Genomic DNA, 22,833 nt, shown 5'->3' with positions numbered 1-22,833 from the left:
GGCGGGGGCGTGGATGGATGCGTGGATGGGGGCGTGGGTGAGGGGGGTGGCGGCCGGCGGAACCGGGGCCAGCGGAGCGTCAGGGCCCGCCGGGGGGATCGGGGGGCAGACCCGCGAAGGCGCAGATCATGTCCGACCACGCCTCCAGGTGGGCGCCGAGGTCCCGGGGGGCCGGCGTCCAGGAGGCCCGCAGCTCCAGGTCCGTCCAGGCCGGCTCCCCGGCCAGGGCCCCGAAGCTCTCGGCGAGCTGCCGGGTGGCCGTCCCGCCGGCGTCGAAGTGCTGCGCGTGCCGCTGCTCGAGGGCTTCCACGAGCCACGCCCACGCCACCGCCCCGGCCAGGTGGTCCGTGGCCACGTCCGGCTCCAGGCCGGCCCGAATGTACGTGACCACCCGGAACGTGCCGTTCCACGCGGCCGAACCGGCCGGATCGTGCAGCAGCATGAACCGGCCCGTCGCCAGGGCCGCCCCGGCCCCGACCACTCCGGCCCCAGCCGGCTCAGGGCCCTCGGCTACCCCGGCCGGGGCGGCGGGGCCGGCGTCGTCCGGGGTGGGGCGCACATCCGCGGCCAGGGCCACCGCGAAGGGTGCCAGACCCGCCGGCTCCGGGATGAGCCGCAGCCGCACCTGCGGCCGGGGCCGCGCCGAGCGCAGGTCCGCGAGCGCGTCACGGAAGCTCGCCGGGGGCTCCAGGCCCGCCGGGAGACGGTGCAGGCCCGTGACGGTCATGCCCACCAGCCTAGGCGTCCGGCTGCGCTCCGTGGTGGGGGCGCGCCGTCGTCAGGGCCCTGTCCAGGGCGGCCAGGAACGCGGCGACGTCCTGCTCGGTGGTGTCCCAGGACGTCATCCACCGCACCACCCCGGCGGCCGGGTCCCAGTCGTAGAACGGGAAGTCCCCGCGCAGCAGGTCTGCGGCGGCCGGGTCCAGGGCGGCGAACACGGCGTTGGCCTCCACCGGCTGCACCACCTGCACACCCGCCATGCGCTCGGCGCCCTCGGCGAGGGTGCGGGCCATCAGGTTCGCCCGCCCCGCCAGGGCCACCCCGAGGTCGTCCGTGAGCAGGGCCAGCAGCTGCGCGGCCAGGTAGCGGTGCTTCGAGGCCAGCTGCATGGAGGACTTGCGCAGGTAGGCCAAGGCCTTCTCGGCGCGCTCGCGGGCACTGGTGGGGTCGCCGCCGGGCAGGTCGGAGGGCCCGATGAGCGCGGCCGCGGCCACGGCCTCGGGCCGCAGCACCACCACCATCTCCGCGCCCATGCCGCCGTTCTTGGTGCCGCCGTAGGAGAGCACGTCGACGCCGGCGTCGGTGGTGAACGCCCGCAGGGGCACGCCCAGGGCGGCGGCCGCGTTCGACAGCCGTGCCCCGTCCATGTGGACGCTCAGCCCGGCCGCGTGGGCGGCGTCGGTCACCGCACGCACCTGCTCGGGGGTGTACACGGTGCCGAGCTCCGTGCTCTGCGCCAGCTCGACGACGGCCGGCTGGCTGGCGTGCACCGCCCCGTCCCGGTGCAGCAGCGGGGCCAGCGCCTCCGGGGTCAGCCGCCCGTCCGGCACGTCCACGGTGATCACCGGGAACCGTCCGATGCGCTCGGGGGCGCCGCCCTCGTCATGCCGGACATGCGCCACCGAGGACGCCACCACGGACCCCCACGGTGGCACCATGGCCTGCAGGGCGAGCACATTGGCGGCGGTCCCCGTGAACACGGGCACCCCGAATGCCTCCGGCCCGAAGGTCTCACGCACCCGCTCCTGCAGGAGCTCGGTCACCGGGTCCGCGCCGTAGGAGACCGCGTGGTCCCGGTCGGCGTCCACCATGGCCGCCCACACGTCCGGGTGCACCCCGGCGTAGTTGTCCGAGGCGAACGCCCGCAGCCCCGCACGCACCCCGCTCATGAGGCCCCCTCCGCGGCCGGCTCCAGGCGCAGGGCAATCGAGTTGATGCAGTACCGCAGGTCCGTGGGCGTGCCATAGCCCTCACCCTCGAACACATGCCCCAGATGGGAGCCGCACCCGGCGCAGCGGACCTCCACCCGCTCCATGCCGAGCGTGGAATCCTTCAGATACACCACCCGGTCCTCGGCCAGCGGCGCGAAGAACGAGGGCCACCCGCAGTGCGAGTCGAACTTCTCGGCCGAGCGGAACAGCTCCGCCCCGCACGCCCGGCACCCGTACACCCCCTCCGTGCGGGTGTCCCAGTACTCGCCGGTGAACGCCTGCTCCGTGCCGGCCTGGCGCAGCACCCGGAACTCCTCCGGGCTCAGCCGGCGCGCCCACTCCTGCTCCGTCAACGACGACGGCGGCACGGTCGGGTCGGATGCGGACGGGCCGGGCACGGACGGGCCGGGGTCACGATGCTCGCTCATGCCGGGGCCAACACCGCCGCCCGCGCCGGTGTTCCCGCCCCGGTGGGACCGGGATTCGGCCCACACCCGGTGCGTGGCGCACAATGGCGCCATGCCGACCGCACGTCGACCCCGCAGGCCCTCCGGCGCCCCCTGGGCGCAGGCCGCGGCCTCCCTTGCCCACCGCAGCGGCCAGGGCGCCCTGACCGCCGCGGGCTGGGCGGTGCGTTGGGCCCCCACCGCCCTCTCCGTGGCCGCCACCACCGCGTTCGTCCTGGCCGGGGCCAGCTCGGCGCTCGCGGGCGTGTTCGCGCGGGCCGTCGTCACCCCGGTGCGGCGCCCCTCGGAGTCCACGCCCGTGCTGGCCGTCGTGGACGGCCCGGACGGGCTCGAGGTGATCCTCCCGGCGGATGAGGCCACCACCGTGCCCGGGGTGTACTCGCTCACCTTCGACGGCGGCGCCGGCGTCGCCCGCATCGGACCGGTGACCTCCTTCGACCCCCGCGACGGCACCGTGCAACGAGCCGTGGAAGAGGTCTACCGCGGGGACCTGCGCGCCGCCGTCCGCGGCCGCCTCACCGGCTTCGTGTACCCCACCCCCGCCGACGCCGGCCTGGACGCCGAGGACGTCGAGGTGCCCGTACCGGTGGGCTCGGCCCCGGCCTGGCTGATCAGCCCCGGCCTGGCTGACCACCCCCGCCCAGCCGAGGGCGTGTGGGCGGTGATGGTCCACGGCCGCGGCGCCCGCCGCAACGAGGGCATCCGGGCCGTCCCCACCGCCCAACGCCTGGGCATGACGTCCCTGTTGATCTCCTACCGCAACGACGGCGACGCCCCCGACGCCGAGGACTCCCGCTACGGGCTCGGCACCACCGAATGGGAGGACGTCGAGGCCGCCGTGCGCTACGCCCTGGACCACGGCGCCCGGGACGTCGTGCTGTTCGGCTGGTCCATGGGCGGGGCCGTGTCCCTGCAGTTCGTGGACCGCTCGGACCTGGCCCCCCGGGTGCTCGCCGTCGTCCTCACCGGCCCCGTGGTGGACTGGATGGACGTGCTGCGCCACCAGGCCCGGCTCAACCGGATCCCGGAAGCCGTGGGCCTGCTCGGCCAGTGGCTGCTGTCCAACCGGGCCGGCCGATTCGTCACCGGCCTGGCCGCCCCCGTGGACCTCAAAGCCCTGGACTGGGTGAGCCGCGCCGACCACGTCCGCGTGCCCACCCTGATCCTGCACTCCGAAGACGACGAGTACGTCCCCGTGGGCCCCTCCGCCGCCCTGGCCGAACGCAACCCGGAACTGGTCCGCTTCGTGCGCTTCCGCCAAGCCCACCACACCCGCGAATGGAACGTGGACCCGGAACGCTGGGACCGCACCGTGCGCGGGTTCCTGCGCGCCGTGTTAGCCGCACCACGGCCAGGTGCCTCCCACTGACCCACCTCCAACCACCCGAGAACCCCCGCCCGAGGCCTGCGTCCAACGGCCCCCGGCCACCGTCAGCCCCGCAGCAGCCCCCGACGCCGCAGCAACGGCTCCAGCTCCGGATCCCGGCCCCGGAAGTCCCGGTAGAGCTCGTCCATGGGACGCAGGTTCCCCCGCGAGAGCAGCGCCGCCCGGAAACGGTCCCCGTTCTCCCGGCACAGCCCGCCGTTCTGCCGGAACCACTCCACGGTGTCCGCATCCAGCACCTCCGCCCACAGGTACGAGTAGTAGCCCGCCGAGTACCCGGTCCCCGACGAGAAGATGTGCTTGAAGTACCCCGTGGAGTACCGCGGCGGCACCAGCTCCGGATCGATCCCCACCCGGCGCAGCGCAGCCTCCTCGAACGCCGCCGGATCCGCCACGGCCCCGTCCACCTCACCCTCCCGCAGGCTGTGCCACGCCAGATCCACCACCGCAGCACCCACATACTCCACCGTGCGGTACCCCTCACCCCACAGCGCCGCATCCTCCACAGCCTGCACCACCGCCGGATCCAATGGCTCACCCGTGCCATGGTGCCGCGCATACCCGGCCAGCACCGACGGCCACCGCATCCACATCTCATTCACCTGGCTCGGGAACTCCACCACATCCCGCGCCACCGCCGTCCCCGTCAGCGAGACGTACCGGCCCTCCGCCAGCAGACCGTGCAGCGCATGCCCGAACTCGTGGAACGCCGTCGTCACCTCATCCAGCGTCAACAACGCCGGCTCCCCATCCGCCGGAACCGGGACGTTCATCGTCACGAACACCACCGGACGCTCACCCAGCACACTCGAAGCATCCCGCACCGTGTGCATCCACGCCCCACCGGACTTCGTCGGACGCGCGAACCAGTCACCCACAAACAAACCCAGCACCGCCCCGGTCCCATCCACGACCTCCCACACCCGCACCCCGGGCCGGTACATCCGCTCCGCCAACTCCGGACGCTCAACGAAAGACACCCCATACAGCGCCCCCGCCGCCGCGAACACCCCGTCCACCAGCACCTGATCCAACGGGAAGAACGGACGCAACGCCCCAGCATCCACCGCATAATGCTCCCGGGCATACCGCGCTGCCAGGAACGGCCAGTCCCACGGTGCCACCGCACCCCCGGGCCCCTCCGCCACACGCGCCGCATCCGCCTGCGCATTCTCCATCGCCGGCGGCACCACCTTCTCCAGCAGCTCCCACACCGCCTCCACCGACGGCGCCGCACGGTCCTTCAACGCATACTCCGCCCACGAACCACACCCCAGCAACGCCGCCTTACGCGCCCGCAACCGCACAATCCGCCCCGCCACCTCCAACGTCCCGTTCTCCCCGGCCGACCCCCGGCCCCGCGAGGCCTCGAACACCTCACGCCGCAACCCCGCATCCTCCAAGGACTCCAGCCACGGCTGCGACGTGAACAGGGACAGCCCCAACAGCCACCCCCGCCCATGGCCCGCCTCACGAGCCGCCCGCGCCGCCGCCTCCACATCCGCATCCGAGAGCCCGGCCAGGCGCTCGCGGTCGGTGACGAGCACGGCACGGTCGGCGGTGTCGGCCACGAGGCGCCGGGAGAACTGGGCGCAGAGCCCGGCGATCTCGGTGTTGATCGCGGTCAGTTCGGCTCGGCCGTCCTCGTCGAGGCCGGCCCCGGCCAGCTCCAGCCGCTGGCGGAGCACCTCCAGCAGGCGGGCATCCTCGGCGTCGAGGCCGTCCTCGTCGATCTGGGCGACGCGCTCGGCCAGGCGCGGGTCCAGGAGGATCGCGTCCTCATGGGCGGCCAGGGCGGGCTCGAGCTCTTCGGCGAGTGCTTGGCGGGCGTCGGTGCCGTCCGCGCCGAGCAGGGTGAAGAACATGGCTGCGGTGCGGCGCAGCAGCTGCCCGGACAGCTCGAGGCCGCGCACGGTGTTTTCGAACGTGGGGGCCTCGTCCGCGGCGAGAATGGCCTCGACCTCGGCGCGCTGCTCGGCCATGCCCTGGCGCAGTCCGGCGGCGAGCTCGTCGTCGGTCACGGCCGCGAAGTCGGGCAGCTCGAACGGCAGGGGGGAGGGGCGGAGGAGACGGTGGCCGGCGGGCAGCGTGGTGGCGGTGTGGCTCATGCCACCACCCTAGCCAGGGGTGTCGGCGGGGCCCGTGGTGCTCGCCCGCGCGGGCCGCGACCACGGCGCGACGACGGCGGCCCGCCACCGAGGGAGCGGGCGTGCCGCCCGACGGTAGGATGGGTGGCCGAGTGTGCGGTGCGCCCGAGCGCGCCGGAACCGAACAGGCACGCGCGTCGGGGACCGTCGGCGCGTCCGACGAGCAGAAGGAGACGGGGATGTCCGGGCATTCCAAGTGGGCGACCACCAAGCACAAGAAGGCCGTCATCGACCAGCGTCGCGCCAAGGCGTTCGCCAAGTACATCAAGGGCATCGAGGTCGCTGCCCGTGCTGGCGGCGCGGATCTGGCGGGCAACCCCGCCCTGGATCTCGCCGTGTCCAAGGCCAAGAAGAACTCCGTGCCCAACGACAACATCGACCGGGCCATCAAGCGCGGCGCCGGCCTCACCGGTGAGGTCATCGACTACACCGAGATCATGTACGAGGTGCGCGGCCCCCAGGGCTCGGCCCTGCTGGTGGAGTGCCTCACCGACAACAAGAACCGTGCCGCCGCGGACGTGCGCGCCGCCGTCACCCGCAACGGCGGGACCATGGCCGACTCCGGCTCCGTGTCCTTCCTGTTCGAGCGCAAGGGCCTGGTGCGCCTGCCCGCCGAGGGCCACACCGAGGACGAGCTGCTCGAGGCCGTGCTTGAGGGCGGTGCGGACGCCGAGGAGGTCGTGGAGTCCGGGGACGAGTTCGAGATCCTCTCCGCCCCCTCGGACCTGCGCTCCGTGGCTGAGGCCCTGGACGCCGCCGGCGTACAGTACGAGTCCGACGAGATCGAGTTCGTGCCCACCATGAAGACCGACCTCGACGCCAAGGGGGCCCGCACCTTCCTGAGGCTCGCGGACGCCCTCGAGGAGCTCGACGACGTGCAGAACGTCTACTCGAACGTGGACATCCCCACCGAGGTCCTCGCCGAGCTCGAGCAGGACTGACCCCGCCGTGGTCCGCCCCGACGGCGTCGTGCGCGTCCTCGGGGTGGACCCCGGGCTCACTCGGTGCGGCCTGGCCCTCGTGGACGTCGATGCGCGGCGCCGAGCCACGCTCGTGCATGTGGAGGTCGTCGGCACCCCGCCGGAGACCACCCTGGACCAGCGCCTGCTGCGCATCGACGAGGCCGTCACAGCCCTGTTGGAGCGCCACCGGCCGGACCGGGCCGCCGTGGAGCGGATGTTCGCGAACACGAACACGCCCACCGTGCTGGGCACCGCCCAGGCCGCGGGGGTGGCGATCACCGCGGCCGCCCGGGCCGGCGTGCCCGTGGGCCTGCACACGCCCTCCGAGGTGAAGGCCGCCGTCACCGGCAACGGCGACGCCGGCAAGGAGCAGGTGACCGCGATGGTCACCCGCATCCTCGGTCTGGACACCCCGCCTCGGCCCGCCGACGCCGCCGACGCCCTCGCCCTGGCCATCACCCACGCCTGGCGGGGCACCGCACTCGGCCGGGCCGCCGGCCACACCGGGCTCGACACCGCCGGGCTCGCCTCCCGTGCCGGGGCCTCCCGCGGCGCCGCCGGTGCGCGCGTGCGCCGGGCCCCCACCAGGGATCTCACCCCCGCCCAGCGTGCCTGGCTCGCCGCCGAACGCTCAGCGGCCTCCCGTCCCCGCCCCGGCCGCTGAGGCGTCCGGATTCGATGCTATGTTCGAATCCAAGCCCCCACCGGGCGCATTCACCCTCCAGCGGAAGGCACCTCGTGATCGCATCCCTGACCGGCACGGTCGAACGCGTGGCCCTCGACCACGCCGTCATCAGCGTCGGCGGCGTCGGGCTCTCCTTCCATGCCACCCCGCAGACCCTCGCCGCCCTCCATGAGGGTCGTGAGGGCTCCGTGCAGACCCACCTGGCGGTGAAGGAGGACGCGCTCACCCTCTACGGCTTCGCCGACCGGGACGAGCGCGAGGTGTTCGAGGTGCTGCTCGGCGCCAACGGTGTCGGCCCCCGCCTGGCCCTGGCCGTGCTGGCCGTGCACCACCCCGAGGCGGTGCGCCGCGCCGTGGCCGAGGAGGACGAGAAGGCCCTCACCCGGGTGCCGGGCATCGGCCCGAAGATGGCGCGGAAGATCATCGTGGACCTCGCCGGGCGGCTGGTGCCCACGGGGGAGCGGATCCCCGACGCCGAGGAAGCGGCCCCCGCTGCGGACGCCCCGGCCTGGCACACGGACGTGGTGCAGGCGATGGCCGGGCTCGGCTGGTCGGAGAAGGAGGCGCTGCGGGCCGTCGAGGCCACCCTCACCGCCCGCCCCGAACTGGACGAGGCCCGGGACGTGCCCGCCCTGCTGCGCGCCACCCTGAGCGACGTCGGCTCGGCCGCCACCGTCCGGGCGGGGCGCTGACATGCAGGAGCAGCCCGTGAGCCCTCTCGAGGCCGACGCCGAGGAGCGCCGCCTCGAGGCTGCCCTGCGCCCCCGGCATCTGGAGGAGTTCGTCGGCCAGGCCCGCGTGCGCGAACAGCTGGACCTCGTGCTGGCCTCCGCCCGGCTGCGCGGACGCGCCGCGGACCACGTGCTGCTCTCCGGCCCACCCGGACTCGGCAAGACCACCCTGGCGATGATCGTGGCCCAGGAGATGAACGCCCCCCTGCGCCTGTCCTCCGGCCCGGCCATCCAGAACGCGGGGGACCTGGCCGCGATCCTCTCCTCCCTCACCGAGGGGGAGGTGCTGTTCCTCGATGAGATCCACCGCATGTCCCGCCCAGCCGAGGAGATGCTCTACATGGCCATGGAGGACTTCCGGGTGGACATCGTGGTCGGCAAGGGGGCCGGCGCCACCTCCATCCCCCTGGAACTGCCGCCGTTCACCCTGGTCGGAGCCACCACTCGCGCCGGCCTGCTGCCCGGGCCCCTGCGGGACCGCTTCGGCTTCACCGGGCACCTCGAGTTCTACGCCGAGACCGAGCTCGAAGCCGTGCTGCGCCGCTCCAGCGCCCTGCTGGACATGCGCGTGGACACCGGCGGGTTCCGCCAGATCGCCTCCCGCTCCCGCGGCACCCCCCGCATCGCCAACCGTCTGCTGCGTCGCGTGCGCGACTGGGCCCTCGTGAAGGGCCTGGACACGGTGGATGCCGACTCCGCCGCCGCCGCGCTGTCCATGTATGAGGTCGACGCCCGCGGCCTGGACCGCCTGGACCGCGCCGTGCTCACCGCCCTGTGCACCACGTTCGGCGGCGGTCCCGTGGGCCTGACCACCCTGGCCACCGCCGTGGGGGAGGAGGCCGAGACCGTGGAGACCGTTGCCGAGCCCTTCCTCATCCGTGAGGGGATGGTGGCCCGCACCCCCCGCGGACGTGTGGCCCTGCCCGGTGCCTGGGAGCACCTGGGCATGACGCCACCGGAGCCGCCGGCCGGGTGAAGGCCCCTAGACTGTGCGGGACCCCGGACCCGACCCCTGGAGCTGACACCCCATGCCGCAGCACATCCTCACCATGCCCGTGATCGCCCAGCAGGCGGCCGTCAGCGGCAGCAACATCTTCATGCTCGTCATGTTCGGCGCGCTGCTCGTGCTGATGTTCCTGTCCTTCCGCCGCGCCCGCAAGGTCCAGGCCCAGCAGGCCGAGATGCGCCGCGGCCTCACCCCCGGCCAGGAGGTCATGACGGCCTCCGGCATCTTCGGCACCGTGGTGACCATCGATGAGGCCCGCCAGCGCATCACCCTCGAGGTGGCCCCCGGCACCCGCCTGCAGATGCACCTGCAGGGCATCACGGACGTCGTCGAGCCCGAGGTTCCGGCCGCCGCGGCCGCCCCCGTCACCGAGACCGGCGGCTCCAGCGCCGCCGCGCCCTCCGTCGAGTCCAACGCCTACGGCGAGGCCAACCCCTACGGCGAGCCCGGCGACCACCGCGAGGCCGGCCCCGCCGGTCCGGCCGGCGAGACCGGCCGCCGCGACCCCGCCTGAGCGGGCCCGCCCCCGACGTTCGACCCTCCCCGCGGCCGCTGCGGCGCGCCGCCCGACGCCACGGAAGCGACCACGCATGGCATCGATCACCCCCACCCGCGCCGCCGGACGCACCCTGGCCTGGCTGGCCGCGCTCGTCGTCGTCCTCACCGCGGTCCTGGCCGTCGGCGTGACGACGGGCCGGGCCAGCTGGGCCCCCAAGCTCGCCCTCGACCTCGAAGGCGGCACCCAGATGGTGCTGGCCCCGCGCACCTCCTCGGGCGCCCAGGCCAGCCCCGACCAGCTCGCCCAGGCGGTCGAGATCATCCGCCAGCGCGTGGACGGCTCCGGCGTGGCCGAGGCGGAGGTCGCCACCCAGGGCGACCAGAACGTCGTCGTCGCCCTGCCCGGCATCCCGGACGAGCAGACCCGCCGCCTGATCCAGGCCTCCGCGGACCTGCAGTTCCGTCCCGTGCTGCAGTCCGCCCCCGGGGAGGCCACCCCCGAGGAACAGCGGATCCCGCGCGACCAGTTCCCCGCCGTGGAGGGAGAACCGGCCGACGCCTACGACACCCGCTGGATCACCCCCGAGCTCGCTGACGAGTTCCAGCGCACCGACTGCACCGCCCCCCGGGACCCCGAGGCCCCCGCTCAGCCGGCGGACCGGGCCGTGGTCACCTGCCAGCCCGCCGAGGAGGCCAACGGCGTGGCCGTGCCGGCCGTCAAGTACATCCTCGGCCCCGTGGTGGTCTCCGGCACGGACGTCGCCGGGGCGCAGGCAGGCCTGGGCCAGACCACCACCGGCGCGGCCACCAACCAGTGGGGCGTGAACCTGGACTTCACCGAGGAGGGCGGCCGCCGCTTCCAGGAGGTCACCCAGCGCCTCACCCCCTACCCCCAGGGCGACCCCCGCAAGCAGTTCGCGATCGTCCTGGACGACCAGGTGGTCTCCGCCCCGCAGTCCAATGTGGTGATCACCGGCGGCAGCGCCCGCATCGACGGGCCCACCATGACCGAGGAGACCTCCAGTCGGCTCGCCCAGCAGCTGCAGTACGGTTCCCTGCCGATCTCCTTCACCATCGAGTCCGAGCAGCAGATCTCCGCGACCCTCGGCCAGGACCAGCTGTTCTGGGGGCTGGTGGCGGGCCTGATCGGCCTGGCCCTGGTGGCCGCCTACCAGTTCTTCCAGTACCGGCTGCTGGGCCTGCTGACCTTCGCCTCGATCGTGGTGGCCGGCGTGCTGACCTACCTGGCCATCGCGATCCTGGGGTGGACAGACAACTACCGGCTCTCCCTGGCGGGCATCGCGGGCCTGATCGTGGCGATCGGCCTCACTGCGGACTCGTTCATCGTGTACTTCGAGCGCATCAAGGATGAGCTGCGCGCCGGCCACCCCGTGGACCTGGCCGTGCACGAGGGCTGGAAGCGGGCCAAGCGCACGATCTTCGCCTCCAAGGCCGTCAACCTGATCGCCGCCGTGGTGCTGTTCTTCGTGGCCGTCGGCAACGTGCGCGGCTTCGCCTTCACCCTCGGGCTCACCGCCGTGGCTGACCTGATCGTGGTGTTCCTGTTCACCCACCCGGTGATGGTCCTGCTCAGCCGAACCCGCCTCATCGGCGGTGGCCACCGGATGTCCGGGCTGGACCCGACCCTGCTGGGCGTCGAGCCCGCCCTCTACCAGGGAGCCGGCCGCTTCCGCGAGCCCGGCACCCACCCTGCCGCGCACGACGACGCCGGCCCGCGCCGTCGTCGTGGACGCTCGGCTGCCCAGCCCCTCACCGTGGCCGAGCGGCGCCGCGCCGAGCGCGAGGCCGCCCGGGCCACCGCCGGCGCCCACCCCGCCGAGACCGCCCCCACCCCGGAGGAGACCAAGTGAACCGCTTCGCCGACTGGGGCAACGCCCTCTACTCGGGAGAGAAGTCCTACCCGTTCGTGAGCCGCTGGCGCACCTGGTTCGCGCTGGCCGCCGTGCTGCTCGTGCTGGCCGGCGGGCTGACCGCCCTGCGCGGCGGCTTCAACCTGGGCATCGAATTCCGCGGCGGGTCCGAGTTCACGGTCTCCGACGTGGCCGAGACGGACGTCGCCGCCGGCGAGCGCGCCGTGGCGGATGTGGTGTCTGAGGGGCACCCGACCGTCACGAATATCGCCCCCGGGACGATGCGTGTGCAGACCGAGCAGCTCGACGACGCCCAGACCCGGCAGGTGGCCCAGAACCTCCAGGACGCCTACGGGGTGACCCAAGACCAGGTGACTTCCACCTTCGTGGGCCCCACCTGGGGTGAGGCGGTGTCCCGGCAGGCAGGGCTGGGCCTGGTGCTGTTCGTGGTGCTGGTGACCCTGTTCATGGCCCTGTACTTCCGCACCTGGAAGATGTCCGTGGCCGCGGTGGTGGGCATGCTGTATGTGGTCGCCCTCACGGCGGGCGTGTACGGGGCCACCGGCTTCGAGATCACCCCCTCGGCGATCATTGGCTTCCTCACGATCCTCTCCTACGCCCTGTACGACACCGTGGTGGTGTTCGACAAGGTCCGTGAGAACACGCAGGGGCAGGAGGAGGACGCCCGACGCACCTTCGAGCAGAACGTGAATCTGGCCGTGAACCAGACCCTGGTGCGCTCGATCACCACGTCGATTGTGGGTCTGCTGCCGGTGGGATCGATCCTGTTCATCGGGGCGGGCCTGCTGGGTGCCGGCACCCTGCGGGACATCGCCCTGGCGATCTTCGTGGGCATCATCGTGGGCACGCTGTCCACGCTGTTCATCCAGGCCCCGCTTTACGCGCTGCTGCGCCGCCGGGATGCCGATGTGCGTGCCCACGACGCCCTCCTCACCTCCGGTGCCGCCGTCACCGGGGACGGCCCGGACGACGGCGCACGGTGCGACCCCGAACAGGATCTCGCCGACACCCGCGGCGCGGTGCTCTGACCCACCGACACCTGCACCGCACCGCCTGAACTGCCCCCCTCTGCCCGCACCGCCGGGCCGCCCTGCTGCGGCCCGGCGGTGCAGGAGTAGAATTCCGCATCACATCCCCGAGGCCCGGGGCCCGCGACGAGCAGGAGCACCGCCATGAGCGACCAGGACCAGCGCCCCTCCGCCGCCCCGGCACGCCGAGGGCGCATGGCCCGGCTGACCGGCCGCCGCGCCACCGAGTACTCGCCGCTGCTGGAGCCGCTGATGCGCACCGTGCGCCAGCGTGCCACCTCCGCCGAGCTCAAAGAGCTCGTCCGCGCCTTCGAGGTGGCGGACCGGGCCCACTCCGGGCAGACCCGCCGCTCCGGCGACCCGTACATCACGCACCCGGTGGCCGTGGCCACGATCCTCGCCGAGCTGGGCGTCACCGGCCCCACTCTGCTGGCCGCCCTGCTGCACGACACCGTGGAGGACACCGACTACTCGCTCGAGCAGCTCACGGAGGACTTCGGCCCCGAGGTCGCGCTGCTGGTGGACGGCGTCACGAAGCTGGACAAGGTGACCTACGGGGCGGCCGCGCAGGCCGAGACCGTCCGCAAGATGATCATCGCGATGGCGCAGGACGTGAACGTGCTGCTGATCAAGCTCGCGGACCGTCTGCACAATGCGCGCACCTGGCGGTACGTCTCGCCGGAGTCCAGCGCGAAGAAGGCGCGGGAGACGCTCGACATCTACGCGCCCCTGGCGCACCGGCTGGGCATGAACACGGTGAAGTGGGAACTGGAGGACCTCTCCTTCGCCGCGCTCAAGCCCAAGGTGTACGCGGAGATCGTGCGCCTGGTGGGCGAGCGCAACCCGGAGCGGGAGAAGCAGCTGCGCACCCTGCGCGGGGTGATCGAGGACCAGCTCAAGGAGAACCGGATCCGGGCCACCGTGACCGGCAGACCGAAGCACTACTACTCGATCTACCAGAAGATGGTGACGCAGGGGAAGGACTTCGACGACATCTACGACCTCACGGGTATCCGGGTGCTCGTGGACACCGTGCGGGACTGCTACGGGGTGCTCGGCGTGGTCCACTCCCGCTGGAACCCGGTGCCGGGGCGGTTCAAGGACTACATCGCGGTGCCCAAGCTGAACATGTACCGCTCCCTGCACACCACGGTGATGGGCTCGGACGGCAAGCCCGTGGAGATCCAGATCCGCACCTGGGAGATGCACCGCCAGGCCGAGTTCGGTGTGGCCGCCCACTGGCGCTACAAGGCCGTGGCGCGGGGGGAGGCCAACGCCGCCCCCGCCGCGGCCACCCCGCAGTGGCTGCGCTCGGTGATGGACTGGCAGAAGGACACCCGGGACCCGGACGAGTTCCTGGCCTCGCTGCGCACCCAGATCGGGGCGGACGAGGTGTACGTGTTCACGCCCCGGGGCGAGATCCGGGCACTGCCGGCCGGCTCCACCCCGGTGGACTTCGCGTACTCGATCCACACGGACGTCGGCCACCGGACGGTGGGAGCGAAGGTCAACGGGCGCCTGGTCCCGCTGTCCACGCCGCTGAGCCACGGGGACACCGTGGAGGTGCTCACCTCCAAGGCCGAGCATGCCGGCCCCAGCCGGGACTGGCTGGGCTTCGTGGTGTCCCCGCGGGCACGTTCGAAGATCCGCCACCACTTCGCCACCCAGCGCCGGGACGAGCAGATCGAGCGCGGGCGCGAGTCCCTCACCCGGCAGCTGCGTCGGGCCGGGATGCCCGTGCAGCGGGTGCTCGGCGGCGACGAGCTGGTGGCCGTGGCCGAGGAGCTGGGCCTGAAGGACGTCGACGCCCTGTTCGCCTCGGTGGGGGACGGGCACACCTCGGCGCAGGCCGTGGCCGAGCGCCTGGAGCAGCGCCTGGCACCCCCGCCTGCCCCCACAGCCGAGACGGACGGTCCGGCTGCGGCGGGCGAGGTGGACCTCGAGTCCCTCGTCTCCACTCCGGGCCGGCGTGCCCCGGCCCGTGCCTCGAACGAGGCCGGTGTGCTCGTGGCCGGCGACGGCGGTGTGCTGGCCAAGCTGGCCCGGTGCTGCAATCCCGTCCCGCCGGACGAGATCGTCGGGTTCGTCACCCGCGGCTCCGGGGTGTCCGTGCACCGTGCACAGTGCCGGAACCTGGCCACCATGGTCGCCGGCGAGCCCGAGCGTCGGGTGGAGGTCTCGTGGGCGCCCAGCCGGGACACCGTGTACCTGGTGGAGATCCAGGTGGAGGCGCTGGACCGCACCTCGCTGCTCTCGGACGTCACTCGGGTGCTCTCCGAGAACCACGTGAACATCCTCTCGGCCTCCGTGAACACCACACGGGACCGGGTGGCGATGAGTCGGTTCGTGTTCGAGATGGGCGACCCGCTGTTCCTCTCCCATGTGGTGAACGCCGTGCGGCGCATCGACGGCGTGTTCGACGTGCACCGCATCTGAGGGGCCAGGGAAAGGCGGCGGCCAGGGCAGCTCGGCGGCCGCAGCCGGGTGACGGCCCGGGCATGGCGGAGGCGGCTCACGCGGTCCCGGCCTCGAGCGCGGTAAGGATCTGCGCCAGGCGTCGGCGCGCCTCCACCGCCCCGCGGCGGCGCCGTCTCCGGTCCAGTCGTTCTGGCAGGTCCGCGGCACCGTGGCGGGCGATCAGCACGGCGGCGCGGGCGGCGTCGTCGCCCCGGCCTGTGAGCAGCAGGTCCTCCACCGTGCGGGGCACCGAGGTGACGCGGGCTGGGCCGATCCGCACCACGTCCTGCTCGGCGGCGGCCGGCCCGTGGGCGCTGGCGGCCACATCGGTCTCCACGAGCCGCCAGCGCTGGGCAGCCCCGCCGGCCGGGAGCCGGTGGAAGTGGGCGACGGCGGCGTGCAGCCGGCCCGGCGCCGCACCGCCGGCGTGGATCCAGGCGGCCGTCGGCCCCAGGGCCGTCCAGCCCGGGGCGAGCACGGGCGCCGCCACGGTCCATACGGCCACTGCCCGGGCCTCGGGTCGTGTGGCGGCCTCAGCGGTGGCGTAGACCCCCGGGGTGAGCGCCACGAGAGTGCCGCGGGAGGCGAGCGCCGCCAGCTCGCCGTCGGTGAAGTGCTCCCCGGCAGTGAGGAGCCCGGTTGTGTCCATGCCGTGCTGCATGGCACCACGGTGCCAGGAACACCACCGCCCCCGCTGGGGCCTGTGGACAGGCCGCCGCAGGGGCGGGGTACGGGGGAGTGGGACGCCCGTGCGCCGTGCCGGTCAGCGCAGCTGGGAGGCGGAGGCCTCGAGGGCCTGCTTCCACTGCAGGCGGGCGTCGAGGGCCTCCTGGGCCCGGGCGATGGCCTTCTGATCGCCGGCGGCCTTGGCCTTCTCCAGGTCCGCCTCGAGCCCGGCGATGGTCTCCTCGAGCTGGCTCAGCGCGGAGTTCGTGCGTGCCTTCGTCTCCGGGTTGGTGCGCTGCCAGTGCTCCTGCTCGGCCTGCTTGAGGGCGTCCTCGAGCTTGCGGAAGCCGTCCTCCATGCGGCGGATGTCCCCGCGCGGGACCTTGCCGGCCTCCTCCCAGCGGCCGCGCAGCTCGTTGAGCGCCCGGCGGCCGGCCTTGACGTCCGTGAAGGGCAGCAGCTTCTGGCCGTCGGCGAGGATCTGCTCCTTGACCTTCAGGTTCTCGCCGAACTCCCGGTCGATCTCCGCGTTCTGTGCCTTGCGGGCGGCGAAGAACACGTCCTGGGCAGCCCGGAAGCGCGCCCACAGGGCGTCGTCGTCCTTGCGGGAGGCCCGCGGCGCCCGCTTCCACTCGTCCATGAGGTCGCGGTACTTGCCGGCGGTCACGCCCCAGTCGGTGGAGGTGGACAGCTCCTCGGCGCGGGCGATCAGCCGCTCCTTGACCTGCTTGGCCTCGGCGGACTTCGCGTCCAGCTGGGAGAAGTGGGCGCGGCGGGTCTTGTCGAAGGCGGTGCGGGCCCCGCGGAAGCGCTTCCACAGCCCGTCCTCCACGGACTTCCCCAGGCGCGGGCCGGCCTTCTGGGCGGCCTTCCACTCGTCGAACAGCTCGGCCATGCGGGCCGAGGCCTGCTTCCAGGGCATGCGCTCGGCGGGGGTCTGCGCGTATTGCTCCGCCTCCGCGACGATCGCCTCACGGGCGGCCAGCTGCTCGGCCTGAGCGGCCTGGCGGGCCTCCTGCTCGGCGGCACGGTAGTCGGACAGCAGGGTCTCGAGGGCGGCCAGGCGGGTGCGCAGGGCGGCGAGGTCGCCCACCATGTGGCGCTCGTCGACGGCGGTGCGGATCTGCCCGACGGCCTTGCCCAGCTCCGAGGAGGGGGCGCCGGCGGCGATGCGCTGCTCGGCCAGGGCCATCTGTGCGCGCACGTCGTCGTACTTGCGGACGAAGTAGGCCAGGGCCTCCTCTTGGGTGGCCTCCGGCACCTGCCCGACGGCCACCTCCTCCTCGCCGTCGATCAGCACGACGTGCCCGTCCTCGGACACCCGGGCGAACGCGGCGGCCTCCTCGACCGGGGTCGGCGGCACGGCGGGGGCCGGGGCGACCGGCGCGGCGCTGCGGCGCGGACGCGCGGCGGGGGAGGGCTTTACGGCGGCCGGAGTGGGCGTGGGGGCGGCAGCCGACGCGGTCTCCTCGGAGACGGCGGGGGTCTGCTGGTCGTCGGACTGAGGCTGGTGGGTCACCGCTGGAACTCTCCCTGACTGAGCCGCCGCGCCGGGATGCGCGGCGGTGGGGATGGACACGAACACGGTCAGCGTACCCGCCGTGCCCGGCCCGCCCGCCCGTGGACTCAGCGCGTGCCGGGGGAGGACGGAGCCTCCGGGGCGCCCCGGCCCAGCAGGTCCTGCACGGTGCGGCCAGGCGGCGCAGGAGGGCGCGGCGGCGCCCGGCGGGGGAGGACATGTGCACCACCCTAGATAAAGGGGTGCGTGTCCTGCGGACGGGGCGCGCATCCGGCGCGTCCGTGCGGGGGGCACCTAGACTGGGGCCCGTCCGTGCCCGCCCGGCCACCCCACTCCGGCCGACCTCCCGAAGGAGCCCCATGTCCCGCAAGCAGTCGCTGTCCGGCTTCCACGAGTGGCTCCCCGCCGAGCGCATCGTGGAGCAGCATGTGCTGGACACCCTGCGCCGGACCTTCGAGCTCCACGGGTTCGCCGGCATCGAGACGCGCGCCGTGGAGACCCTGGGCCAGCTGCTGCGCAAGGGTGAGATCGACAAGGAGGTCTACGCGGTCTCCCGCCTGGCCGAGGACCAGGAGGTCGCCGCCGGCACGCGCGACCCCAAGGACCCGCAGGACCCCAAGCGCCTGGCCCTGCACTTCGACCTCACCGTCCCGTTCTCCCGCTACGTGGTGGAGAACGCCGGGCACCTGGCCTTCCCGTTCCGTCGGCACCAGATCCAGAAGGTCTGGCGCGGGGAGCGCCCGCAGGAGGGCCGGGCCCGCGAGTTCACCCAGGCGGACATCGACGTCGTCGGCGACGGCGCCCTGTCCCCGCGCTACGACGCTGACGTCGCCCTCGTGATGGCCGAGGCGCTCGGCGCCCTGCCGATCGGCGACTTCCTCATCCGCGTGAACAACCGCAAGCTCGCCGAGGGCTTCTACCGGGGCATCGGCCTGACGGACACCGCCGGCGTGCTGCGCAGCATCGACAAACTCGAGAAGGTCGGCGCCGAGGAGGTCGCCCGCCTGCTCCAGGAGGAGGTCGGTGCCACCGAGGAGCAGGCCGCCCAGGCCCTCGCCCTCGCGCAGATCCGCACCGAGGACACCGCGTTCGTGGAGCAGGTGCGCGCCCTCGGCGTGGAGGACGAGCTGCTGGAGGAGGGCCTGGCCGAGCTTGCCGATGTCGTGGACACCCTGCACCGGCGCGCCCCCGGGCGGGCCGTGGCTGACCTGTCCATCGCCCGCGGCCTGGACTACTACACCGGCACCGTCTACGAGACCGTGCTGGTCGGCCACGAGCAGCTCGGCTCGATCTGCTCCGGCGGCCGCTACGACGCGCTCGCCACGAAGGGGAACCGGACGTTCCCGGGCGTCGGGCTGTCGATCGGCGTGACCCGCCTGGTGATGCGCATGCTCTCCCAGGAGATGGCCGTGGCCTCCCGCTCCGTGCCCACGGCGGTCTACGTCGCCCTGACCCACGACGGCGACTGGGCCCGCGGCCAGGACGTCGCCGCGGCGCTGCGCGGCCGGGGCATCGCCGCCGAGGTGGCCGTGTCCGCCGAGAAGTTCGGCAAGCAGATCAAGCACGCCGACCGCCGCGGCATCCCGTTCGTCTGGTTCCTCGGCGCCGAGGGCGCCTCCGACGAGGTCAAGGACATCCGCTCCGGTGAACAGGTCCCCGCCGACGCCGCCACCTGGGCGCCGCCGGCTGAGGACCTCGTGCCCCAGGTGACACCCACGGGAGAGTGACCGGCGCCGTCGTCCTGGGCGGACTGCTTCCGTGCGGGCATCCGGGCAGACCCCTCAGCGGCCTGGGCGGCGCGTCTGCAGGAAGCAGCGTCCGCTGATTCCGACCAGGAACACGCTGACCATGGCCGCCACGGACACCGCCGGCAGGGTGAACGCGATCACCACGCACAGCACCACGCCCAGGACGTTCACGGCACGGGGCACACGCACGGTCCGCTGCTCCGGCCGCAGCGTCAGTGCGGAGAGGTTCGCCACCGCGTAGTACACAAGCACGCCGAACGAGCTGAAGCCGACGATCGTGAGCACGTCCGTGGCCAGCCCCAGCCGGATCCCAGGGCAGCCTCGAGGCCGGCACGCACGGGGGCCTCAGAGGCGGCCAGACCGTGAGGCCCCAGCGCGCGCACGAGGGCCCACGTGAGGAGACCGTAGAGGACCACGGTGACCCCGAGCGCCCCGAGCACGGCCCGCGGGATGGTCCGCGCCGGATCGACGACCTCTTCGCCCATCGTGGCCACACGGCGTAGCCGGCGAACGCGAAGAACAGCACGCCGGCGGCCCCGAGGATCCCGGTCAGGTCCACGGTTGCCGGGTCGAAGCCCGGGCTCCGGCCCGCGGCCCCGAGTGCCAGTCCCGACACGATGGCCAGAGTCAGGATCAGCAGCACGGGCGCGAGGATCGCCACGGTCGCCTGCGCCGTGCGGGTGATCCCCCGCAGCGCCACGGCCGTCAGAACCACGACGCCGGCCACGCCGGCCAGGCGCGCCGCAAGAGGGGAGCCGGGGAAGAGGTAAAGGCCCGCCGTCGTCGCCATGGCGGCCACCGAGGCGGTCTTGCCCGTGACGAACCCCCACCCGGCCACGAACCCGACCAGGGGGTTCAGCTGCCGCCGCCCGTAGACGTAGGTCCCGCCCGAGGCGGGGTGGACGGCGGCGAGCTGCGCCGTGGAGATCGCGTTGCACGTGGCCACCACGGCCGCGAGCAGCAGCGCGGCGACGAGCGGGCCCACGCGTCCGCCCGTGAGCTGGGCGGCCAGGCCGACTGACGTGAAGACCCCGGCACCGACCATCGAGCCCACGCCGATCGCGAGGGCGCCGGGCAGGGTCAGGCGGCGCTGCAGCGCGGGCGTCATGGAAGTCCTCTCGTCGGGGGTGTGCGCGGGGAGGGAGGGAAGGCACGGCAGGCGGTACCCCGGCTGGGCGTCCCCGTAGACTGGGTCCGATGCGATCCTTGCCCCACACGGGTAGCACACCGGATCGACCAGGACATGAACCCCCGCACATCGTCCGTGACCCGGACGGAGAGGAAGCCTCGTGCTGCGCACCCACCATCTCGGCGAGCTCAACGCCTCGCTCATCGGCCAGACCGTCACCGTCACCGGCTGGGTGGCGAAGCGGCGCGACCACGGCGGCGTCGCCTTCGTGGACCTGCGCGACGCGTCGGGCCGCGCCCAGGTGGTCGTCCGCGACGAGGCCGACTTCGACCCGCTGCGCAACGAGTGGGTCCTGCAGGTCAGCGGCACCGTGGAGCGCCGCCCCGAGGGCAACGAGAACCCGAACCTGCCCACGGGCGAGGTCGAGCTGATCGCGGAGCAGGTCACCGTGCTCAACACCGCCGCGGCGCTGCCGTTCCAGATCGACGAGCACGTCGAGGTCGGGGAGGAGGCGCGCCTGCGCCACCGCTACCTGGACCTGCGCCGCCCGGAGCCGGGCCGCATCCTGCGCCTGCGCTCCGAGGCCAACCGCGTGGCCCGCGAGCTCCTCCACGAGGACGGGTTCATCGAGGTGGAGACCCCCACGTTGACCCGCTCCACCCCGGAGGGTGCCCGGGACTTCCTGGTGCCGGCCCGCCTGGCGCCCGGCTCCTGGTATGCGCTGCCGCAGTCCCCCCAGCTGTTCAAGCAGCTGCTGCAGGTGGGTGGCGTGGAGAAGTACTTCCAGATCGCCCGCTGCTACCGGGACGAGGACTTCCGCGCGGACCGCCAGCCGGAGTTCACGCAGCTGGACATCGAGGCCTCCTTCGTGGAGGAGGACGACATCATCGCCCTCGGCGAGCGCATCGTGAAGGCCCTGTGGGCCCTGGTGGGTGTGGAGGTGGAGACCCCGATCCGCCGCATGACCTACGCCGAGGCCATGGAGAAGTACGGCTCGGACAAGCCGGACCTGCGCTTCGGCCTCGAGCTGACCGACCTGACCGAGTACTTCAAGGACACCCCGTTCCGGGTGTTCCAGAACGAGTACGTGGGCGCCGTGGTGATGCCCGGCGGCGCCTCCCAGCCGCGCCGCACCCTGGACGCCTGGCAGGAGTGGGCCAAGCAGCGCGGCGCCAAGGGCCTGGCCTACGTGCTCATCCAGGAGGACGGCACGCTCACCGGCCCGGTGTCCAAGAACATCACGGACGAGGAGAAAGCCGGCCTGGCCACCGCCGTCGGCGCGAACCCGGGCGACTGCGTGTTCTTCGCTGCCGGCAAGCCCAAGGAGTCCCGCGCCCTGCTCGGTGCCGCCCGCGTGGAGATCGGCCGCCGCTGCGAGCTGTTCACCGACGCCGGCAACGGTGTGGCCGCCAAGGACGCCGACTGGGCGTTCGTGTGGGTGGTGGATGCCCCCCTGTTCGAGCCGGCCGCGGATGCGGTGGCCTCGGGCGATGTCGCCGTGGGTGCCGGGGCCTGGACTGCGGTGCACCACGCCTTCACCGCCCCGAAGCCGGAGTTCGCGGACACCTTCGACACCGACCCGGGCTCGGCCCTGGCCTACGCGTACGACATCGTCTGCAACGGCAACGAGATCGGCGGCGGCTCCATCCGCATCCACCAGCAGGAGATGCAGAAGCGCGTCTTCGGCGTGATGGGCCTGTCTGAGGAGGACGCCCAGGAGAAGTTCGGCTTCCTGCTCGAGGGCTTCAAGTACGGGGCCCCGCCGCACGGCGGCATCGCCTTCGGCTGGGACCGTGTGGTGGCGCTGCTCGCCGGCACCGAGTCCATTCGCGAGGTCATCGCGTTCCCGAAGACCGGCGGCGGCTACGACCCGCTGACTGCCGCCCCGGCACCGATCACCGCGCAGCAGCGCAAGGAGGCCGGCGTGGACGCCAAGCCTGAGCCGGCCAAGGAGAAAGCGGAGAAGACCGAGGGCTGACCCGCCCTGCCCTCCCACCGCCGGATGATGGGAGATCTGCTGCAGAAACGACCCCTCTGAGCCTCGTCCGAGGCCTCGGAGGGGTCGTTTCTGCATCCGATCCGCGCACGGGGCGCCTGCAGGGGGGTGGGGCCTCAGCTCCGGCGCGGGGCGGAGAGCTCGTCGGAGTCCACGATCAGCGTGAACGGGCCGGCGTTGGTCAACGACACGTCCATGTCCGCCCCGAACACGCCGCGTTCCACGCGCACGCCGGCGGCCTCGAGCTCCGCCATGAACCGCTCGTACAGCGGTTCGGCCTGATCGCCCTTCGCAGCGCGCGACCACGAGGGTCGCCGCCCCTTCCGCACGTCGCCGTAAAGCGTGAACTGGCTGATCGCCAGCACGGGTGCGCCGGCGTCGGTGACGGACCGCTCGCCGTCGAGCATCCGCAGGCCGGCCACCTTGCGCGCCACCAGGACCGCCTCGGCGTCGGTGTCCGCCACGGACACGCCGAGCAGGACCACCAGGCCCTCACCCTCGAACGCGCCGACCACCTCCCCGTCCACGGTGACGGAGGCGGACCTGGCCCGTTGGCATACTGCACGCATGGGGCCATGCTCCCATGC

18 protein-coding genes and 1 pseudogene are annotated in these 22,833 nt (G+C 73.2%); 11 read left to right on the top strand and 8 right to left on the bottom strand.

Annotated features, from left to right (window positions below):
- Positions 1–79: 79 nt before the first annotated feature.
- From SPI96_RS06390 to msrB, 3 genes are read right to left on the bottom strand one after another with little or no spacing between them, the layout of a single operon-like run.
- Positions 80–727 carry a DUF3000 domain-containing protein gene (locus SPI96_RS06390; RefSeq protein ID WP_321081529.1) on the bottom strand — a complete coding sequence of 216 codons (648 nt, stop codon included), beginning with the start codon at positions 725–727 and terminating at the stop codon, positions 80–82.
- Positions 728–737: 10 nt separating this feature from the next.
- Complete coding sequence (locus SPI96_RS06385; protein WP_321081528.1) at positions 738–1,889, bottom strand: threonine aldolase family protein; 1,152 nt, start codon at positions 1,887–1,889, stop codon at positions 738–740.
- Positions 1,886–2,359, bottom strand: a complete 474-nt coding sequence (gene msrB / locus SPI96_RS06380; protein WP_321081527.1) for a peptide-methionine (R)-S-oxide reductase MsrB — start codon at positions 2,357–2,359, stop codon at positions 1,886–1,888. Before msrB ends, SPI96_RS06385 begins: the two co-directional genes overlap by 4 nt.
- Positions 2,360–2,450: 91 nt before the next feature.
- Between msrB and SPI96_RS06375 the strand changes: the two genes are divergently transcribed.
- Positions 2,451–3,767, top strand: coding sequence for an alpha/beta hydrolase family protein (locus tag SPI96_RS06375; RefSeq protein WP_321081526.1), 1,317 nt, complete (start codon positions 2,451–2,453; stop codon positions 3,765–3,767).
- Between the two features lie 62 nt (positions 3,768–3,829).
- On the opposite strand, the gene SPI96_RS06370 is transcribed toward SPI96_RS06375, so the two are convergent.
- Positions 3,830–5,890, bottom strand: coding sequence for a M3 family metallopeptidase (locus SPI96_RS06370; protein WP_321081525.1), 2,061 nt, complete (start codon positions 5,888–5,890; stop codon positions 3,830–3,832).
- Between the two features lie 218 nt (positions 5,891–6,108).
- Here SPI96_RS06370 and SPI96_RS06365 point away from each other — a divergent pair, with 218 nt between their 5' ends.
- The 8 genes from SPI96_RS06365 to SPI96_RS06330 all read left to right on the top strand — a co-directional run bounded on the left by SPI96_RS06365 (position 6,109) and on the right by SPI96_RS06330 (position 15,167).
- The gene (locus tag SPI96_RS06365; protein ID WP_321081524.1) at positions 6,109–6,870 is read left to right on the top strand and encodes a YebC/PmpR family DNA-binding transcriptional regulator; all 762 of its coding nucleotides are present in this window, start codon (positions 6,109–6,111) and stop codon (positions 6,868–6,870) included.
- 7 nt (positions 6,871–6,877) lie between these two features.
- Positions 6,878–7,555, top strand: coding sequence for a crossover junction endodeoxyribonuclease RuvC (gene ruvC, locus SPI96_RS06360; RefSeq protein WP_321081523.1), 678 nt, complete (start codon positions 6,878–6,880; stop codon positions 7,553–7,555).
- Between the two features lie 74 nt (positions 7,556–7,629).
- Positions 7,630–8,268, top strand: coding sequence for a Holliday junction branch migration protein RuvA (ruvA, locus tag SPI96_RS06355; RefSeq protein WP_321081522.1), 639 nt, complete (start codon positions 7,630–7,632; stop codon positions 8,266–8,268).
- 1 nt (position 8,269) lies between these two features.
- A complete protein-coding gene (ruvB, locus tag SPI96_RS06350) occupies positions 8,270–9,283 on the top strand; it encodes a Holliday junction branch migration DNA helicase RuvB (RefSeq protein ID WP_321081521.1) in 1,014 nt (337 codons plus the stop codon).
- Between the two features lie 52 nt (positions 9,284–9,335).
- Complete coding sequence (gene yajC / locus SPI96_RS06345) at positions 9,336–9,827, top strand: preprotein translocase subunit YajC (protein WP_321081520.1); 492 nt, start codon at positions 9,336–9,338, stop codon at positions 9,825–9,827.
- Between the two features lie 76 nt (positions 9,828–9,903).
- Positions 9,904–11,682 carry a protein translocase subunit SecD gene (secD, locus tag SPI96_RS06340; RefSeq protein WP_321081519.1) on the top strand — a complete coding sequence of 593 codons (1,779 nt, stop codon included), beginning with the start codon at positions 9,904–9,906 and terminating at the stop codon, positions 11,680–11,682.
- Positions 11,679–12,731: a protein translocase subunit SecF gene (gene secF / locus SPI96_RS06335; RefSeq protein ID WP_321081518.1), complete on the top strand. Its 1,053-nt coding sequence runs from the start codon at positions 11,679–11,681 to the stop codon at positions 12,729–12,731. Before secD ends, secF begins: the two co-directional genes overlap by 4 nt.
- 144 nt (positions 12,732–12,875) lie before the next feature.
- The gene (locus tag SPI96_RS06330) at positions 12,876–15,167 is read left to right on the top strand and encodes a bifunctional (p)ppGpp synthetase/guanosine-3',5'-bis(diphosphate) 3'-pyrophosphohydrolase (protein ID WP_321081517.1); all 2,292 of its coding nucleotides are present in this window, start codon (positions 12,876–12,878) and stop codon (positions 15,165–15,167) included.
- 76 nt (positions 15,168–15,243) lie between these two features.
- On the opposite strand, the gene SPI96_RS06325 is transcribed toward SPI96_RS06330, so the two are convergent.
- On the bottom strand, positions 15,244–15,849 hold the full coding sequence (locus SPI96_RS06325; RefSeq protein WP_321081516.1) for a hypothetical protein: 606 nt from the start codon (positions 15,847–15,849) through the stop codon (positions 15,244–15,246).
- A 102-nt stretch (positions 15,850–15,951) separates the two neighbouring features.
- Positions 15,952–17,373: a DUF349 domain-containing protein gene (locus SPI96_RS06320; RefSeq protein ID WP_321081515.1), complete on the bottom strand. Its 1,422-nt coding sequence runs from the start codon at positions 17,371–17,373 to the stop codon at positions 15,952–15,954.
- A gap of 359 nt (positions 17,374–17,732) precedes the next feature.
- Between SPI96_RS06320 and hisS the strand changes: the two genes are divergently transcribed.
- Positions 17,733–19,100, top strand: a complete 1,368-nt coding sequence (gene hisS, locus SPI96_RS06315; protein ID WP_321081514.1) for a histidine--tRNA ligase — start codon at positions 17,733–17,735, stop codon at positions 19,098–19,100.
- A 54-nt stretch (positions 19,101–19,154) separates the two neighbouring features.
- Here the strand turns inward: hisS and SPI96_RS06310 are convergent.
- Positions 19,155–20,229: pseudogene (locus SPI96_RS06310) on the bottom strand (APC family permease).
- A 181-nt stretch (positions 20,230–20,410) separates the two neighbouring features.
- On the opposite strand from SPI96_RS06310, the gene aspS reads away from it, so the two are divergent.
- Positions 20,411–22,228: an aspartate--tRNA ligase gene (aspS, locus tag SPI96_RS06305; RefSeq protein WP_321081513.1), complete on the top strand. Its 1,818-nt coding sequence runs from the start codon at positions 20,411–20,413 to the stop codon at positions 22,226–22,228.
- A 134-nt stretch (positions 22,229–22,362) separates the two neighbouring features.
- Here the strand turns inward: aspS and dtd are convergent, their stop codons facing one another.
- Positions 22,363–22,815, bottom strand: coding sequence for a D-aminoacyl-tRNA deacylase (gene dtd, locus SPI96_RS06300; RefSeq protein WP_321081512.1), 453 nt, complete (start codon positions 22,813–22,815; stop codon positions 22,363–22,365).
- Between the last annotated feature and the right edge of the window lie 18 nt (positions 22,816–22,833).

The sequence above is a fragment of the Micrococcus sp. genome (assembly GCF_034179925.1).
In the GTDB taxonomy this organism is placed as follows: domain Bacteria; phylum Actinomycetota; class Actinomycetes; order Actinomycetales; family Micrococcaceae; genus Micrococcus.
The sequence above is the reverse complement of the archived record's forward strand: the minus strand, read 5'-3'. Positions and strand labels throughout refer to the sequence as shown.

Bases quoted from the DNA above. Each gene is read 5' to 3' on its own strand.
- SPI96_RS06390 (WP_321081529.1), bottom strand. From the start codon at position 727: ATGACCGTCACGGGCCTGCACCGTCTCCCGGCGGGCCTGGAGCCCCCG.
- SPI96_RS06385 (WP_321081528.1), bottom strand. From the start codon at position 1,889: ATGAGCGGGGTGCGTGCGGGGCTGCGGGCGTTCGCCTCGGACAACTAC.
- msrB (WP_321081527.1), bottom strand. From the start codon at position 2,359: ATGAGCGAGCATCGTGACCCCGGCCCGTCCGTGCCCGGCCCGTCCGCA.
- SPI96_RS06375 (WP_321081526.1), top strand. From the start codon at position 2,451: ATGCCGACCGCACGTCGACCCCGCAGGCCCTCCGGCGCCCCCTGGGCG.
- SPI96_RS06370 (WP_321081525.1), bottom strand. From the start codon at position 5,890: ATGAGCCACACCGCCACCACGCTGCCCGCCGGCCACCGTCTCCTCCGC.
- SPI96_RS06365 (WP_321081524.1), top strand. From the start codon at position 6,109: ATGTCCGGGCATTCCAAGTGGGCGACCACCAAGCACAAGAAGGCCGTC.
- ruvB (WP_321081521.1), top strand. From the start codon at position 8,270: ATGCAGGAGCAGCCCGTGAGCCCTCTCGAGGCCGACGCCGAGGAGCGC.
- yajC (WP_321081520.1), top strand. From the start codon at position 9,336: ATGCCGCAGCACATCCTCACCATGCCCGTGATCGCCCAGCAGGCGGCC.
- secD (WP_321081519.1), top strand. From the start codon at position 9,904: ATGGCATCGATCACCCCCACCCGCGCCGCCGGACGCACCCTGGCCTGG.
- SPI96_RS06330 (WP_321081517.1), top strand. From the start codon at position 12,876: ATGAGCGACCAGGACCAGCGCCCCTCCGCCGCCCCGGCACGCCGAGGG.
- SPI96_RS06325 (WP_321081516.1), bottom strand. From the start codon at position 15,849: ATGCAGCACGGCATGGACACAACCGGGCTCCTCACTGCCGGGGAGCAC.
- hisS (WP_321081514.1), top strand. From the start codon at position 17,733: ATGTCCCGCAAGCAGTCGCTGTCCGGCTTCCACGAGTGGCTCCCCGCC.
- dtd (WP_321081512.1), bottom strand. From the start codon at position 22,815: ATGCGTGCAGTATGCCAACGGGCCAGGTCCGCCTCCGTCACCGTGGAC.